General features: G+C 66.6%; 13 protein-coding genes. 8 read left to right on the top strand and 5 right to left on the bottom strand.

The window, feature by feature from the left end:
- Nucleotides 1-81: 81 nt before the first annotated feature.
- The 3 genes from M9M90_RS13865 to M9M90_RS13855 all read left to right on the top strand — a co-directional run bounded on the left by M9M90_RS13865 (nucleotide 82) and on the right by M9M90_RS13855 (nucleotide 4,578).
- Nucleotides 82-1,692, top strand: coding sequence for an amidohydrolase family protein (locus M9M90_RS13865; RefSeq protein WP_254833808.1), 1,611 nt, complete (start codon nucleotides 82-84; stop codon nucleotides 1,690-1,692).
- Between the two features lie 74 nt (nucleotides 1,693-1,766).
- Nucleotides 1,767-3,218, top strand: a complete 1,452-nt coding sequence (locus tag M9M90_RS13860; protein WP_254833807.1) for a M81 family metallopeptidase — start codon at nucleotides 1,767-1,769, stop codon at nucleotides 3,216-3,218.
- 55 nt (nucleotides 3,219-3,273) lie between these two features.
- Complete coding sequence (locus M9M90_RS13855) at nucleotides 3,274-4,578, top strand: MFS transporter (protein ID WP_254833806.1); 1,305 nt, start codon at nucleotides 3,274-3,276, stop codon at nucleotides 4,576-4,578.
- 86 nt (nucleotides 4,579-4,664) lie between these two features.
- Here the strand turns inward: M9M90_RS13855 and M9M90_RS13850 are convergent, their stop codons facing one another.
- Both M9M90_RS13850 and M9M90_RS13845 read right to left on the bottom strand, forming a co-directional pair.
- Nucleotides 4,665-5,126 carry an Lrp/AsnC family transcriptional regulator gene (locus M9M90_RS13850; RefSeq protein WP_254833805.1) on the bottom strand — a complete coding sequence of 154 codons (462 nt, stop codon included), beginning with the start codon at nucleotides 5,124-5,126 and terminating at the stop codon, nucleotides 4,665-4,667.
- Nucleotides 5,127-5,208: 82 nt separating this feature from the next.
- Nucleotides 5,209-5,358, bottom strand: a complete 150-nt coding sequence (locus M9M90_RS13845) for a hypothetical protein (RefSeq protein ID WP_254833804.1) — start codon at nucleotides 5,356-5,358, stop codon at nucleotides 5,209-5,211.
- 88 nt (nucleotides 5,359-5,446) lie between these two features.
- On the opposite strand from M9M90_RS13845, the gene M9M90_RS13840 reads away from it, so the two are divergent.
- Entirely contained in the window at nucleotides 5,447-6,202 is a 756-nt protein-coding gene (locus M9M90_RS13840) for a DeoR/GlpR family DNA-binding transcription regulator (protein ID WP_256549208.1), read from the top strand.
- A 133-nt stretch (nucleotides 6,203-6,335) separates the two neighbouring features.
- On the opposite strand, the gene M9M90_RS13835 is transcribed toward M9M90_RS13840, so the two are convergent.
- Complete coding sequence (locus M9M90_RS13835; protein WP_254833802.1) at nucleotides 6,336-7,769, bottom strand: peptide MFS transporter; 1,434 nt, start codon at nucleotides 7,767-7,769, stop codon at nucleotides 6,336-6,338.
- Between the two features lie 271 nt (nucleotides 7,770-8,040).
- Nucleotides 8,041-9,783 carry an acyl-CoA dehydrogenase gene (locus M9M90_RS13830; protein ID WP_254833801.1) on the bottom strand — a complete coding sequence of 581 codons (1,743 nt, stop codon included), beginning with the start codon at nucleotides 9,781-9,783 and terminating at the stop codon, nucleotides 8,041-8,043.
- 117 nt (nucleotides 9,784-9,900) lie between these two features.
- Between M9M90_RS13830 and M9M90_RS13825 the strand changes: the two genes are divergently transcribed.
- Genes M9M90_RS13825 through bla form a run of 4 tightly spaced genes read left to right on the top strand, consistent with a single transcriptional unit; the run spans nucleotide 9,901 to nucleotide 13,725 of the window.
- On the top strand, nucleotides 9,901-10,977 hold the full coding sequence (locus M9M90_RS13825) for a hypothetical protein (protein WP_254833800.1): 1,077 nt from the start codon (nucleotides 9,901-9,903) through the stop codon (nucleotides 10,975-10,977).
- Nucleotide 10,978: 1 nt separating this feature from the next.
- Complete coding sequence (locus M9M90_RS13820) at nucleotides 10,979-12,166, top strand: thiolase family protein (protein ID WP_254833799.1); 1,188 nt, start codon at nucleotides 10,979-10,981, stop codon at nucleotides 12,164-12,166.
- 22 nt (nucleotides 12,167-12,188) lie between these two features.
- Nucleotides 12,189-12,656: a Zn-ribbon domain-containing OB-fold protein gene (locus M9M90_RS13815; RefSeq protein ID WP_254833798.1), complete on the top strand. Its 468-nt coding sequence runs from the start codon at nucleotides 12,189-12,191 to the stop codon at nucleotides 12,654-12,656.
- 43 nt (nucleotides 12,657-12,699) lie between these two features.
- Nucleotides 12,700-13,725, top strand: a complete 1,026-nt coding sequence (gene bla / locus M9M90_RS13810; RefSeq protein ID WP_254833797.1) for a class A beta-lactamase — start codon at nucleotides 12,700-12,702, stop codon at nucleotides 13,723-13,725.
- Nucleotides 13,726-13,812: 87 nt separating this feature from the next.
- Here bla and M9M90_RS13805 read toward each other — a convergent pair whose 3' ends face one another.
- Nucleotides 13,813-15,045 (bottom strand): CaiB/BaiF CoA-transferase family protein, encoded by a 1,233-nt coding sequence (locus M9M90_RS13805; RefSeq protein WP_254833796.1) that lies wholly within the window; start codon nucleotides 15,043-15,045, stop codon nucleotides 13,813-13,815.
- Nucleotide 15,046: the final 1 nt, after the last annotated feature.

Here is a 15,046-nt window from a genome sequence, read left to right as displayed (position 1 = left end):
ATTAGAAACTTGCGTTCTGAATGCGCGAGATTGAGACCCGCGGCGTCCGGCCGGGGTCTGGCGCGGGGGGAGTGGCGTTTCATGGCTGGCGCATCTGGGGCTGTGGCGGCCTATGACCAAGTCATCCGCAACGGGCGGGTCTTGGACGGCGCGGGAAATCCCTGGGTCGCCGCCGACATCGCCATCCAGGACGGCCGCATCGCCAAGGTCGGCCGGATCGAGGCGGTGGGAATCCGGGAGATCGACGCCACCGGGCTCTATGTCGCGCCCGGCTTCATCGACATGATGGACCAGTCGGGCAAGATTCTCATGGAGCACGGACTGGCGCCCAACAAGACCGCCATGGGCGTCACGACGGTCATCGCCGGTGAGCTCGGCACGCCAGTGCCCGCGCCGCAGGTTTCCGACTTTCTGGACGGCTTGGAGCGGCGCGGCGTCGCCGTCAATTTCGGGACCTATTTCAGCGCCACCCATGCCCGGCGTGAGGTCATGGGCGATGGTTCCGGCCGTCCCTCCGCCGATGAGATGGCGCGGATGTGCGAGATCATCGCCACGGCGATGCAACAGGGGTGCTTCGGGATCACCACGGCCCTTGTCTATGCGCCGGCGGCCTTCCAGGACACTGACGAACTCGTGGAGCTGGCGAGGGCCGCGGGCGCCTATGGCGGCATCTATGCCAGTCACGTGCGAGACGAGGCGCAGGGCCTGGTGGGGGCGATCGAGGAAGCGATCACCATCGGTGAACGCGCCGGCGTCCAGGTGGAGATCTTCCATCTGAAGGCGGCCTATCGGCCCGGGGCAGGAACGCTCATCGCCGAGGTCGGCCGGGTGATCGAGGCGGCCCGCGCGCGGGGCGTGAGCATCGCGGCGAACATGTATCCGTACGTGGCCGCGGCGACGGGCCTGGAGGTGACCGCGCCCACATGGCTCTTTGCCGACGGCAAGCAGACGGCGCTCGAGCGCCTGCGGTCGCCCGCCGTTCGCGATGAGCTCAAGCTCGCGGTCGAAGCCGGGGCCACCGACGACTGGTCGAACTTCGTCGAGGCCAGCGGTGGGTGGGACAATGTCGTCCTGGCCAATGCCTACAACCCCGAATACGACCGCTTCCGCTTCCGGAGCCTATCGACGATCGCGCGGGAGCTCCGACAGCACCCCGCAGATGTGGCCTGGGACATCGTGCTCGCGGCCCAGCCGAACCGGGCCCTGGCGCTATACTTCATGATGGATGAAAGCGATGTGGTCTCTGCGCTCCGCTTCCCATGGACCAGCATCGGCAGCGATGCGGCCGCCGCGGCGGTTCTGGGTGGGACGGATGGGCTTGGCCTCCCACACCCGCGCAGCTACGGAACCTTCCCGCGAATCATCGCCGAATATGTGCGCCGACGTCAGGTCCTCTCGCTCCCGGAGGCGGTTCGGAAAATGACCAGCTGGCCGGCCATGCGCATGGGCCTCGACGACAGAGGCCTCATCAAGGCCGGGCTCTACGCCGACATCGTTGTCTTCGATCTCGACAAGATCGACGACTGCGCCAGCTGGGAGAGCCCAACCGCCGCGGCCGTCGGGATCGAGCATGTCCTGGTGAACGGGCAGGCGGTGGTTTCGGACGGCAGACCCACGGCGGCGACGCCGGGGATTGCGCTCCGGGGACCGGGAAGCCGGCGGCGTCCGCCCGGCGCGGCCCCGGTCGATTGAATTTCGAGCCTACCTGATCGTGGGCTCGACCGCGAGGCGAGCCGGCGCAATTCCACTCATGAAAGCCTTGCCGAATGCGTATCTTCATTGGCTCCCTCGCCGTCGAGACGATCAGCTTCTCGAACTTTCCGGTCAGCCTCCAGTGTTTCCAGCAGGAGGTTCTCGAGTACGAGGACGGCACGCTCAGGAACCCCAGCAATCAGCTGCGCGCGCCTCGGGAGTGGCGGCGGCTGGCCGAAGCCGAGGGGCACGAACTCATTGAAGGTCTGCAGGCCATCGCCCAGCCGGGCGGCTACACGGTGCGTTCGGCCTATGAAGGGCTGCGAGATTGGCTGCTCGAACAGGTCAAGGCGGCCGGCCCCCTGGACGTCATCCTCCTGCTGATGCACGGCGCAATGGCTGCGGAGGGCTATGACGACTGCGAGGGCGACACCCTTGAGAAGCTGAGGGCCCTGGTGGGTCCCGACGTGAAGATCGGCGTTGAACTCGATCTTCACGCCCACCTCACCCCGAGGATGGTCGACAACGCCACGGCGATCATCACCTTCAAGGAATACCCGCACATCGATCACGCGCCGCGCGCCGTCGAACTCTACAATCTGTGCCTGCGGGCGGCGCGCGGAGAGGTCTCGCCCGTCTCCGAGGTCCATGAGACGCGGATGATCAGCCTGTGGCGCACGCCGCAGCAGCCGACCCGAGGGTTCGTGGACCGGATATCGGCGCTGGAGGGCGTCGACGGCGTTCTGTCGGTGTCGTTCGTGCATGGCAATCCCTGGCTCGATGTGCCCGATTGCGGCGCGCGCATCCTGGTGGTGACGGACGGAGACCGCGCTCAAGCCAGGGATCTGGCGGCCGTCCTGGGCGCGGAGATCTGGGAGCTTCGCAACCAGGCGCGCGACAGCTATGTCGAGATCGAAGAGGCCTTGGAGCTCGCGGCTGCTTCGCCGGTTCGGCCGGTGGTGTTCGCCGATGTCGCGGACAATGCCGGAGGCGGCGCGCCCAGCGATTCCACGTTTCTTCTGAAACCCCTTCTCGCCCAGACCGCCGCCAGCGCGGTCTTCGGCTGCGTTTGGGATCCGATTGCCGTTCAGATCTGCTTTGACGCGGGCCTTGGCGCGCGGCTGCCCCTGCGGATCGGTGGCAAGTGCGGCGCGACTTCCGGAGACGCCGTGGACGTCCAGGCGACCGTCAGGGGGCTCATCCGCGACCACGACCAGGCTGGACAAGGAAGGTCGCCGGTGGGCCACTCGGCCTGGATCTCGGTCGGTAATATCGACATCGTCCTGATCTCGAAGCGCGTCCAGACCCTAACGACTCGGGTCTATGACGAGTTCGGCATAGATCTAAAATCGAAGGATATTGTCGTTGCGAAGTCGACGCAGCACTTCTTCGCGTCGTTTTCCCAGCTCTCAGAACGTATTATCTATGTGACGAGCGACGGAACACTTCGGCCGGACTTCGAAAACATCAAGTATAAGAAGAATATCTCCCCCTACTGGCCCAAGTTTGAGGACCCGCGCTCGTGACATGGCTCGTCCGCAGCTGGGCGATCATCCTCACCCTCGACCAGGCGGCCTCGGCATGACCGCGCCCCTCCTGGACCCTGCGGTGATCCACCGCCGGCGCTACTATGTGCTCGCCGTCCTGTCGATCGTCAGCTTCTTCAACTACATGGATCGCAGCGTTCTTGCGGTCCTGATCGAGCCGATCAAGAACGACCTCAAGATCAGCGACACCCAGGTGGGACTTCTGGCGGGGTTCACCTTTGCGGTCTTCTACGCGTCCTTCGGCATTCCCATCGCGCGCCTGGCCGACAGAAGTTCCCGGGTTCGAATACTCTCCATCGCGATCACGCTCTGGAGCCTGATGACCGCGGTGTCCGGCCTGGCGCACACCTACTGGCATCTGCTTTTGGCCAGGATCGGGGTGGGCGTCGGTGAGGCGGGCTGCGTTCCGGCGTCTCACTCCCTGATCTCCGACTATTTCCCACCGAAGGAACGCGCCTTCGCCATCAGCGTCTTCCAGGCCGGCGGCGTCGTGGGCGTCACATTCGGGCTGGCGGCCGCCGGGATCGTCGCGCAGACCTTCGGTTGGCGGTGGGTCTTCGCGGTCCTCGGGGCGCCCGGCATCGTGGTCGGGCTCCTGGCCTGGTTGACCGTCGCCGAGCCGATGCGCCGCGGTCACAAGGATTTGGCGCAAACCGCCCCGCCTGCGACAGGGAAGTTATGGACCGATGTCCGCCAACTCCTGGGCCAAAGCAGCTACCGTCACATCCTGCTCGCCGTCTCAATCGGCAACTTCGTGGCCAACGGCCTCGGCCAATGGACCGCGTCGTTCTTCGTTCGCGTCCATGAACTCACGATCGCCCAGGTCGGCGTCTGGCTTGGAGCCTCATCGGGGGTGGGCGGCGTGGTGGGAATCCTGCTGGGCGGGATCATCTCGGTTCGCCTCGTGGCGCGTGATCGTCGTTGGGAGGTCTGGCTCCCGGCCATGGCCAGCGGGCTGTCGCTGCCCCTCTATTTCATCACCTTCGTGCATCCCGTGGCCGCTTTCGCGATCGGCGCGAAATTTTTGGCGGCTCTGGTCGCAGCCCTGGGGACCGGCGTCGGCTTGGCGAGCATCCAGTCGGTCGTGCCGGCGAATATGCGTGCGATGGGGGTGGCGATCATCATGTTCGCCAGCGCCTTCATCGGTATGGGCGCAGGACCCTTGGCGGTCGGCATCCTCAGCGACTACCTCGCGCCCCACTTCGGGCGCTTCTCCCTGCGATACGCGCTTGTCGTCACGCTTGCCGTCTCACTGTGGTCCATCCTCCACTACTGGCTGGCCTCGAGACGATTCCGCGAGCACGCCGGGGACGATGAACTGGAGACCTGCCCGGCGTGAAGTCTTAGCCCCGCCAAGGCGGTGCAAAGCTGAAGCATTGCCGCCCGGAGATCTGATGACGGCGCCTTCGGCGGCAGGCCTGAAGCCTAGGCTTCCAGCGGGGCCGCCGAGGGCAGGAGACCGCGTTCCAGCACCGGCCGGAGCGCAAAGCTGGACTGGATGTGAGCCACTCCGGGCAGGTTGGTGATCCCCTCCAGGAGAAGGGCTTGGTACTCAGCGAGGTCCCGCACGACGACCCGAAGCATATAGTCCGCACCGCCGGTCATCAGGTAGCAACTCATGACCTGAGGCAATTTTCTGACCTCCGCCTCGAAGGCGGTGAGCGCGTCCTTCACCTGGCGTTCGAGGGTCACCGAGACGAAGACGCTCATCGATCCGGCGAGCCGGGACTCATCCAGCTGCGCCACATAGCCGGTGATATATCCCTCGGACTCGAGCCGACGCACCCGGCGGAGCACCGGGGTCAGGGAGAGACCGACCTCGTCAGCCAGGTCGCGCCAGCTGATGCGGCCGTCCTTGGCGAGGCGCGCCAGGATTTTCATATCCATGCGGTCCAGCCCGTCTGTCGCCTTCATCTCACCTCGCGAATGGGCCAATTGTGGTGCATTATCTCTATGGAACAGTCATATTTTAGTTCTGGAGATTGCCAATGTCCATGAGGCGGTCGTCGCCAAGAGTCAGGCTCGCCGGACGGAAGGGCGCGTGCGCCGCGAGGCGCGCGCGCTCCTGCTCGCAGACCCCGGCCAGGGGCCACAGGAGGTCAACCTGTTTGACGGCCATGGAGTCTGCTAGTGGATGACCCGACTGGATCTGGCGGGGGGATTGGACGTGAGACAAGGGCCATCCGCGATTTCATGAGCTGCAGGCGTTGAGTCGGAGAAGAGAGGAGAGGGTCGAGGCGCTGACGGCGGCGCTCGATCAACGGGGCGTGCTGCGCCTGCGCGATGCTGCCAGTCTGGCTGGGGTGTCGGAGATGACCATCCGCCGCGACGTGGAGGCGATGCCGGAACGCTTCGCCTATTTCGGAGGTCACATCGTGCCGGCGGCCGGGCGGTTGGGCCCGTCCGTCTATCAGATCGAGCGAGAGGCAGATAGTTTCGCAGAGGCGAAGGCGTCGGCCTGCCGCCGCGCGATCAGCCTCATCAGGCCAGACATGACGCTCTTCATCGATTGCGGCACGACCCTCGTGCATCTGGCGCATATGCTTCCTCGGGACATGTCTCTTACCGTGGTCTGCTATTCGCTCAACGTGGCGGCCCAACTGGCGGCCCGGCCGGATGTCCGGATGGTGCTGCTGGGCGGCCTCTACTACTCCGGGTCGGCGTCGTTTTCGGCCGACGGCGGAGAGCCGCTGTCGAAGTTTGGAATCGATCTGGCCTTTCTCTCGGCAGGGGGGGTCGATCGCGAACGAGGCGCGAGTTGCGCGCACCTGCATGAGGTCCCGGTCAAGCAGAAGGCGATCGAGAATGCTCGGGAGAGCTTCCTCGTGATCGATTCAAGCAAGATCGGGCGCGTTCGACCCATGTATTTCGCCCGGGCGTCGGCGTTTCGCCGCGTCATCACCGAATTGGGTGACCTGGATCTCCAGGCTGCCGAGTGGCGCACGCCGTCCGCTAGCCGCTGAGCCCGAACGCCGTCAGGATCGGCCAGTCGGGTTAGCCGGCCGTCGGCGCGAGAAAGCGCTCCAACAGGGCGGGGCACCGGCGCCTTGCCGGGCGCCCCACGAGAGGCGGCTAGATTCTGGGCTTCGATCGGGATCAGGAGGTCGCGCGGAGGCTCGCCCCGGCCGCTGCCGCCAACCGAACGAGGATTGGTCGAAGCGCGAGGGCGGCGGCGGCGGCGAGCAGTGTCGCTGCGGCCAAACCTTCGAAATAGGCGGTGTAGCCGATCCTCTCCGTGGCCTGCCCCAGCCACCCCGCCAGGAAGCCGCCCAGTCCCATGGTGGCGGCATAGAAGGCCCCCATGCTGACGGAGCGGAGGTTTGCGGGGGCTAGCCGGTACACCGCCCCATAGGTGGATGTCCAGGCCACGATTTCGCCGATCGAAGTGATGATCACGGCCAACGCGGGAATGACCCAGTGGGCCTTCTCGCCACCGCTCGCCTGGCCGCTCGCCAGGGCGAACATCGCAAGGCACGCGCCGCCGAGCAGGAGGCCCAGGGCGTATTTTTGGATGATGTCGGGATCTCTTCGGCGAACCGAAAGGTAGACCCAGAGTGTCGCGAGGAGGGGGGTGACCGGTATGACCGTCGCGGCGTTGAGCGCCGAATACCACGGGGTCGGAATCGTGAAGTCTCCGATGCGCCGGTCGACCCCGTCTTCGATGAACAGGGACCAAGCGCCCCATAACTGGAACGCCCCGATTTCGTAGATGCACAGAAGGGCGGCGAGGGCCGCGAGGATCGTGACCCGACCTCGGATGGTGTGACGGCTCGGGGAGGGTTGGTCCTGCGGCGTCGACGGCGATCTCGCCGGGCCAAGCCACCGTGTTCCGAGCCTCAGGTAGAGGCCCAGGGCCACCGCCATGCCGCCTCCGGCCATCGTGAAGCCGTAGTGCCAGCCAAATCGCTGGGCCACCCAGCCCGAGGCCAGGCCGGCGACGAGGGCCCCGACGCTGATGCTCAGATAGTAGTAGGCGTAAGCCCCCTCGCGCCGGGGGTCGGTCGGCGAAAACAGGTCGCCAAGAACGACGACCAGCGTCGACTTCATCATGGCGTTGCCCGCCACCAGGCAGGCCAGGGCGACAAAGAACCCGCCGCTGACCAGAAGATAGCTCAAGGCCTCTCCGCGGCCCGAAAGGGCGCCAGGCGGCGACCACCCGCCCAGGGGGTCTTGGAGGTGATGCAGGGCGGTGGTCGTGTCGGCGCCTGTGAAGACGTCCACCAGCAAAGGCATGACCACGGGCGTCGCCATGAGGAAGTGACCTGCCACCATCAGGGACGCGCCGATGGCGATCGCCCGCCGATGGCCCAGGAAGCGGTCGGCAAGGAGACCTCCGACGATCGGCAAGGCGTACATCAGCCCGGTATAGATGCCGACCAGCCTGAGGGCCGCCGCGGCGCTCCACCCAAACCCCCCCTGCACCTGGGGCGCCGTCAGGAACAGGGCGAGGATCGAGAGCATGCTGTAGAAGCTGAAGCGCTCCCAGAACTCCACCATGACCACGAGAACCGCGCCGCGCGGGTAACCCAAGAGGGCCCCTTGGTTCCGCGACCCGCCATCCACGCTTTCCATCGTCATCTTGGTGCACGGCCCTCGTGTTGGCGTAGCGTCAAGCCCGGATGAGGGCGCCGTCATCGGCGCCGACTGTAAGACCGCCGCGCCGCGTGAACGACATGACGCCGCCCGACGCTCGGCGATCCTATTGGGGGCGTCGGCACGAACCTCTCTGCGTTCGGACGCCAGAGTAATTGGATCGGGTTCAACGGCCCGGCCAGCCCCTTGAGGCCGTCGGGGCCAAGCTCTAAACCCCGAGAGCCCGGGCGGTGACGCTTTCCAGGTCGCCTGCGCCGTCCATCACCCCGTCCGCCAAACCGGGCGCCTGGGCCAGGACCTGGCCGGCATAGAGGCGGGCGAGGGCGGACTTGCTCCGCGACCAGTCGTCGGACCCGGCCGCCGTGGCGAGCGCCTGGCGGGCCAGCATCCAGCCGCCGATCACGTCGCCGGCCAGCTTCAGGTAGGGCGTCGCCGCCGTGAGCGCGTTGGGGCCCTTGTTCTGCAGCAGCCAGTCGGTGGCCCGCTCCAGGGCCGCGATCCCGGCGTCGAGCCGCGCCCCGACCGCCTCCAGGCCCGGCGTTGCGGCCAGGTCCGCGACGGTGGCGTGCATCTCCGCGCACAGGGCGTCCATGACACCGCCGCCCTCCATCGGGATCTTGCGGCCCACGAGGTCGATGGCCTGGATGCCGTTGGTGCCTTCGTAGATCGGGGCGATGCGGGCGTCGCGATAGTGCTGGGCCGCGCCGGTCTCCTCGATGAAGCCCATGCCACCGTGGACCTGCACGCCCTGCGAGGCGACCTCGACCCCGACGTCGGTTGACCAGGCCTTGGCGATGGGGGTCAGCAGCTCCTGGCGCTGGCGCGCGGTGGTCCGCTCGGCCTCGCTGGGCGCCAGCCGGGCCAGGTCGGCGCAGACTCCGGTGGTCAGGCAGATCGCGCGGGCGGCCTCGATCTTGGCCTTCATCAGCAGCAGGGTGCGGCGCACGTCGGGGTGGCCGTAGATCGAGCCGTCAGCGGACCAGGCCGCGCGGCCCTGGCGGCGCTCCTGGCTGAAGGCCAGGGCCTGCTGGAAGGCGCGCTCGGCGATGGCCACGCCCTGGACGCCGACCTGCAGGCGCGCGGCGTTCATCATCACGAACATATGGGCGATGCCGTTGTTCACCTCGCCGACCAGCTCGGCCTTGGCGCCCTCGAACAGCATGACGCAGGTGGGGGAGCCGTGGATGCCCAGCTTGTGCTCGATCGACCCGGCGCGCAGGTCGTTGGCGATCCCCAGGCTGCCGTCGTCCTCGACCAGCCGCTTGGTGGCCAGGAAGAGCGAGATGCCCTTCACGCCGGGCGGGGCGTCGGGCAGGCGGGCCAGCACCAGGTGGCAGATGTTGTCGGCGGCGTCGTGGTCGCCCCAGGTGATGAAGATCTTCTGACCGTGCAGGCGGTAGCCGCCTTCGCCGTCGGGCTCGGCCCGGGTGGTGACGGCGGCCAGGTCCGAACCGGCCTGGGGCTCGGTCAGGTTCATGGTGCCGGTCCATTCGCCGGAGACCAGCTTGGGCAGGACGAGCCGCTTCTGGCGCTCGGTCCCGTGCAGGTCGAGGGCCTCGATGGCGGCCTGGGTGAGCATGGGGCAGAGGCCGAAGGCCATGTTGGAGGCGTGGACCATCTCGAAGACGGCCAGCTCCATGGCCTTGGTCAGGCCCTGGCCGCCGTGCTCGGGATCGGCCGACAGCGAGTTCCAGCCGCCGGCCACGAAGGCCTGGTAGGCCTGGGCGAAGCCCGGCGCGGCGCTGACCACGCCGTTCTCGAAGCGCGCGCCGACCTGGTCGCCCTTGCGGTTCAGGGGCGCCAACTCGCTTTCCACGAAGGCCCCCGCGGCCTCCAACACCGCGGCGACGGTGTCGTCGTCCAGCTCGGGGAAGGCCTGGCCGACCAGGGCCGGGTGACCGGCGGTCCGTAGGGCGAGCGCGAGATCGCGGACCGGGGCGCGGAAGGTCATGGGTGTGAGCCTCTTCAGGGGTTTTCGATCCGGTTAGCATGGGCTGTAAAAACCACATAGACAGTTATCTAACTCATGAGTAAGTAAGTGCTGATCGAGGCGAGTGGGAGGCGGGCTTTGGACGTCTATGTGCTTGGTTACGCGGTCCACCCGGCCGCAGTGAGGCTGTCTGGAAAACGTCTGGAGGAGGTGGTGTTCGACACCGCCCGGGCAGCTCTCGACAGCGCCCAGATCGCGCGGCGGGACCTTCAGGGCGTCACCATCGCCGGGTGTGACGAGCTCGATGGTCGAAGCATATCCGGCATGCTGCTGGCCGCACCCGCGGGCGCTCACCTTCGCGACGAGATCAAGTGCGCCAACGGTGGATTGGACGCTCTCATTCTCGGCGCGGCCAGGGCCGCCGCCGGATCAAGTGATCCCGGGATCGTGGTCAGCTGGAGCAAGACCTCGGAGGCGCCGGTCGAAGACGTCATGAGGATGCGATGTGAGCCGTTCTTCACTCGGCCCGTGGGGCTCAACATGACTATCGCAGACGGTCTCTTCGCGCAGGCGGTGTCGAAGGCGTTCGGCCTCTCTGAGGCCGAGGTCGCCGCCGCCGCTGCGGCGGCGCGTTCCCGCGCCGTGGGCCATCCGGGGACTGTCCCTTCCCCCTTGACCAACGCCGACATCATCGCCGGCACGCCCTACCTCGCCGCGCCCTTGCGGGAAGGTCATTGCGCCCCTCTCACCGATGGCGCGGCCGCCTTTGTGCTGGTTTCGGGAGAATGGCTCCGGCGCCGGCCCGCCTTGCGGCCGCTCGCGAGAATCGCGGGGGTGGGAAGCCGTATGGAGCGGTACGAACTCGGGTTCGAGCGCCTCTCGGGGTTGAGCGGATTTCGTGGCGCCTTTTCCGCGGCCCTTGGCCGCGCCGGGCTTGAGCAGCTCGGTCAATTGGCCGCCATCGAGATCGACGCTCCCACGGCCTATCACGACCTGGCGTTCCGCCGGGCTCTTCCGGCGGCGGCGCCTGAGTCGATCTCGCGCTCGGGAGGCTGCTTCGCCCAGCATCCCTACTTCTGCATGGGCCTGATCAACGCCGCCGAAGCGATTGTTCCGCGCGGCGGTCGCCTTCAGGCCGGCAGCTTCGCCGCGGCGCATGAATGCCACGGCTTCGCCCAGCAAGGCCATGCGGTCGTCATCTTTGAGGGAGTTTAGAATGGCGCGCGAGACCGCAGCTGTCATCGGCGTGGGGCAAACACCCTACCGCATCCACCACGCCGACAAGACCTATGTCGAGCTCGCTCAGGCAGCGGCCAAGATCGCGTTGGATGACGCGGGAATGACCCCCGACGACATAGACGCCATCGTCTTCTCCATGGCGCCGACCGAATTCATGGGCGTCAACGACGTCGACAGGTGGGCCAATGCTCATGTCTGGGGCGCGGACAAGCCCTTCATGCGCATCAACACGGGCGGCGCGACGGGCGGCTCCGCCGCCCAGGCCGCCTGCGATTTCATCTGCTCGGGTGTCTACGACACCGTTCTCGTGGTGGGCGCCGATCGAGTGGCCGAGACCCCTGACGCCCAGCACATCCTCAATCTGATCTGGGATCCGTTCTACGAACAGGACTTCGCCCTGAACACCATCACCATGACGGCCCTGGCGGCCCAGCGGTACATGGCCAGATATGGTGTCAGCGAGGAACAGTTCGCCAGGGTGGCGGTCCGGGCGCGTCGCAACGCGGTGGGCAACGCCTACGCGCATCTGAAGGGCGAGATCTCCATCGAGGACGTCATGACCTCGCGGCGCATCGCATGGCCATTCAAGAAATTCGACATCTGCCCGCGCTCTTCCGGCGCGGCGGCGGTGGTGATGACCAACAAGAAGATCGCCGCTCGGCAATGCGCCAGGCCCGCCTTCGTCACCGGCCGGAGCGCCATATCCCACACGGTGTTCATGGGCGATCGCCTCGGGCTCTGGTCCGACACCGAGTTCGCCGATCATGACGGCTTTTGGATGGCTGGCCAGGCCGCCTATCGACAGGCGGGCGTCATCGATCCCTGGCGGGAAATCCAGGTCGTCGAGCTCTACGATCCCTTCAGTTCGTTTCAGTTTCCGCAGCTGGAGGCGCTGCGCTTCTGCGCCGCCGGCCGGGCGGCCGCGATCAGCGACGCCGGGGGACTGGATCTTCAAGGCGGAGGCGTCGCGGTCAATCCGTCGGGCGGAACGCTCTGCACGAACCCGATTGGGGTCACGGGGCTGGTCCGCTTCATTGAGGCTGCGGCCCAGGTCATGGGACGAGCGGGGGACAATCAGGTGAGCGGGGTCCATCGCGCCCTCGCCACGGCCATCGGCGGCTCCACTCAATTCTTCACGTGCACCGTCCTCTCGGACGACGCCTGAACCAACCTGCGAGGAATTTCTGATGAACCAGCTTACCCCCCAGGCCGATGTGATCATCCCGGGCGAATGGCACGTCCGCTACAACTATTCTGCGGGCCTTGTCGCATCGCAGTTCCTGAATGCGCTTCGCGAGCGGAAGATCCTGGCCTCAAGATGCAGCAAATCGGGGATCGCCTATGTCCCGCCCCGCGCCTATTGCGAAAGCAGTTTTGAGCGCTGCGACAGCTGGGTGGAGGTTGGTCATCGCGGGGTCATCGAGGCGGCCACCATCGTGACGGCCGCCTTCGACCACCTGCCGCCGCCACCTTACGCCATCGCCTATGTGCGGCTTGAGGGGGCGAGCACGGCCCTGCTGAATTTCGTGCGCGGCCTTGACCTGTCTGATGTCCCGGCCGCCGCGGCCAAGCTCCAGCCCGGGGCGCGGGTGGACGTGCGCTTCCGGGATGATCCCGAAGGCCGTATCACCGACTTCCACTACGAGATTTCCTGACCGTGAGCTAATGCGAAGGTTCGTAACAATGGGACTGAGCGCGATGGGCTTCAGAACACTGGCGTTGGCCGCCTGTATCGGCCTTGCCGTCTGCGTCGCGGGTCCGGGGGCCCTGGCGGCTGAGGCCACAACCCGCCCCTCGAAGGAAGGCAAGGCCGTGAGACAGGAGGCCGTCCTGACCGAGTTGAACCGCCTGGCCGCCTTGGCAGATGGCGTCATGGGCGTTTCTATCGTGCATATCGAAACGGGCCGTCACATGTCGATCCGGGGCGATGAGCGGTTTCCGATGGCGAGCACGTTCAAGATCGCACTGGCCGGAGCCTTGCTGGCCAAGGTCGACAAAGGCGAGCTCAGCCTGGAGCAGATGACTCTGGTCGCACCGGACAAGGTGGTCCCAGGAGGCCTGCTGGCCGCGAATTTTCCACACCCTGGCTTATCGATGTCCCTGGCCAACCTGATCGAGCTCATGCTGGTTCACAGCGACAACACGGCCACCGACGTGCTCACGGAACTGGCAGGCGGTCCCGGCGCGGTCACGGCCTGGCTCAGGACGCAGGACATCGAGGATCAGCGGGTGGACCGCGACACCCTGGGTCACATGCGCGGCTTTTTCGGGCTTGGCCCCGGTCCCTACAAGCAGGCGATCGCAGACCTCTCCCGGCGCAATCCCAATTTCTGGGAACTGGCGATTCACCCAAACCCTGCCTATGACGACGACGTGCGGGACACCTCGACCCCCGACGCCATGGCCCTCCTGCTCACGAGGATCGCGACCGGTCTGGCCCTGTCGGCGCCAAGCACGGAGCTGCTGCTCGACATCATGGGGCGCTGCAAGACCGGGCCGATGCGCATTCCTGGACTGCTCCCGAAGGACGTCAGGGTCGCCTACAAGACCGGGACGATGGGTGGAAGCGTCAACGCCGTGGGGATCGTGACCCTTCCCAATGGCCGTGGACGGCTGGTGATCGCCGCCTACATCAAGAAGAGCGACCAGCCGCGCGAGGCGAGGGAGCGCGCCATCGCCGAAGTGTCGCGCCTGGCCTATGATTACTTCGTATCGACGCCCTAGGGTCGGACGCCGTCCTCCTGTGGCCGACCTGAATTCCTGAACTGCATCGCGATCTGGGCCGGCGACCATGCCCGATCCTACAGTGCTCTAGGCGGGCCGGTCGCCTGCCGGCGCTGCGGCCCGCAAGACCCCCGGGCGGTGTCCATCCCCTTCGCCGGCCGAGCCTGCTTCTGGCGGCGGCCGCGGTCGGCTATCCGGGGCCGGGCATGACGAGCTCGCATCCAGGATGTGACGGGCGCCGTCGGCCTCCTGGAACGACGGGCGAGGGGAGGGGGCGATCTCGTCCACCAGGACAGGAAAGAGGGCCTGCAGGCCCTCTTCGCCGACCTTTAGCAGCCCTCTTGTGCGGTGATGCTCCGAGGCCACCGCCTCCTGGAGGTCGAGTATCGGCGAGACGCAACAATCAATGGCTTCGAAGTTCGCCAGCAGCTCGCTCAGGGTCTTGGCTCCGAAATAGCTGCCGAGCTCGGCCCGAAGGTCCGTTTGCGGCATCGGGTCCGACTGGCGAGCGACCCAATCCGGCCGGCCGGCGGCCAGACAGAACCGCGCCCAGAACTTGGGTTCGACAGCGCCCACGACCATGTGACGATGATCGGCGGTCTCGTAGATCTGGTAGAAGGCGGCGCCCCCGTTGAGAAGCTCTCCTTGACGCTTGGGCACGTGCCCCAGCCGGTCCAGCTCCGTCAGCTGAAAGGCCTGCAGGGGCATCACGGCGTCGGCGAGCGACAGGTCCAGATGGAAACCTCTCCCGGTCCGGTCGCGCGAACGAAGCGCACCCAGGATGCTGATATTGGCGAAGAGGCCGGCTGTTACGTCGGCGACCGGTGGGTCGAAAAAGGCGGGACCCACCTGACCATTGCGGTCCAGTATGCCGGACAAGGCGAGATAGTTCGCGTCATGCCCAGCCGCGGCGCGCAGGGGGCTGGTCTCGCCGTAGCCGGTGATCGCGCAGCGGATGAGGCGGGGATTGCGCGCCGCGAGCATGGCGTCGGCCAGGTCCAGCCGCTCCATGACGCCGGGTCGAAAGGAGTGGACCAGGACGTCGGCCCATTCCACCAGTTCCAGGAATGTCGCGCGGTCATCAGGAGCCCGAAGATCGAGCCGCAAGCCAATCTTGCCGGCGTTGACCGCGTCGAAATAGACGGACCGCCCATTGGATCCCTCTGGCCCGATCTGCCTCATCTCCTCGCCGCCGGGGGGCTCGATCTTGACGACCTCGGCTCCCATGTCGCTGAGTAGCTGCGTGGCAAGGGGGCCGGGCAGGTGGCGGGTCAAGTCGATGACGCGCACGCCGTCGAGGAAGCTGTCGAGAGGGGACACT

The organism is Phenylobacterium sp. LH3H17, assembly GCF_024298925.1.
Taxonomy (GTDB): Bacteria; Pseudomonadota; Alphaproteobacteria; order Caulobacterales; family Caulobacteraceae; genus Phenylobacterium.
The sequence above is the reverse complement of the archived record's forward strand: the minus strand, read 5'-3'. Positions and strand labels throughout refer to the sequence as shown.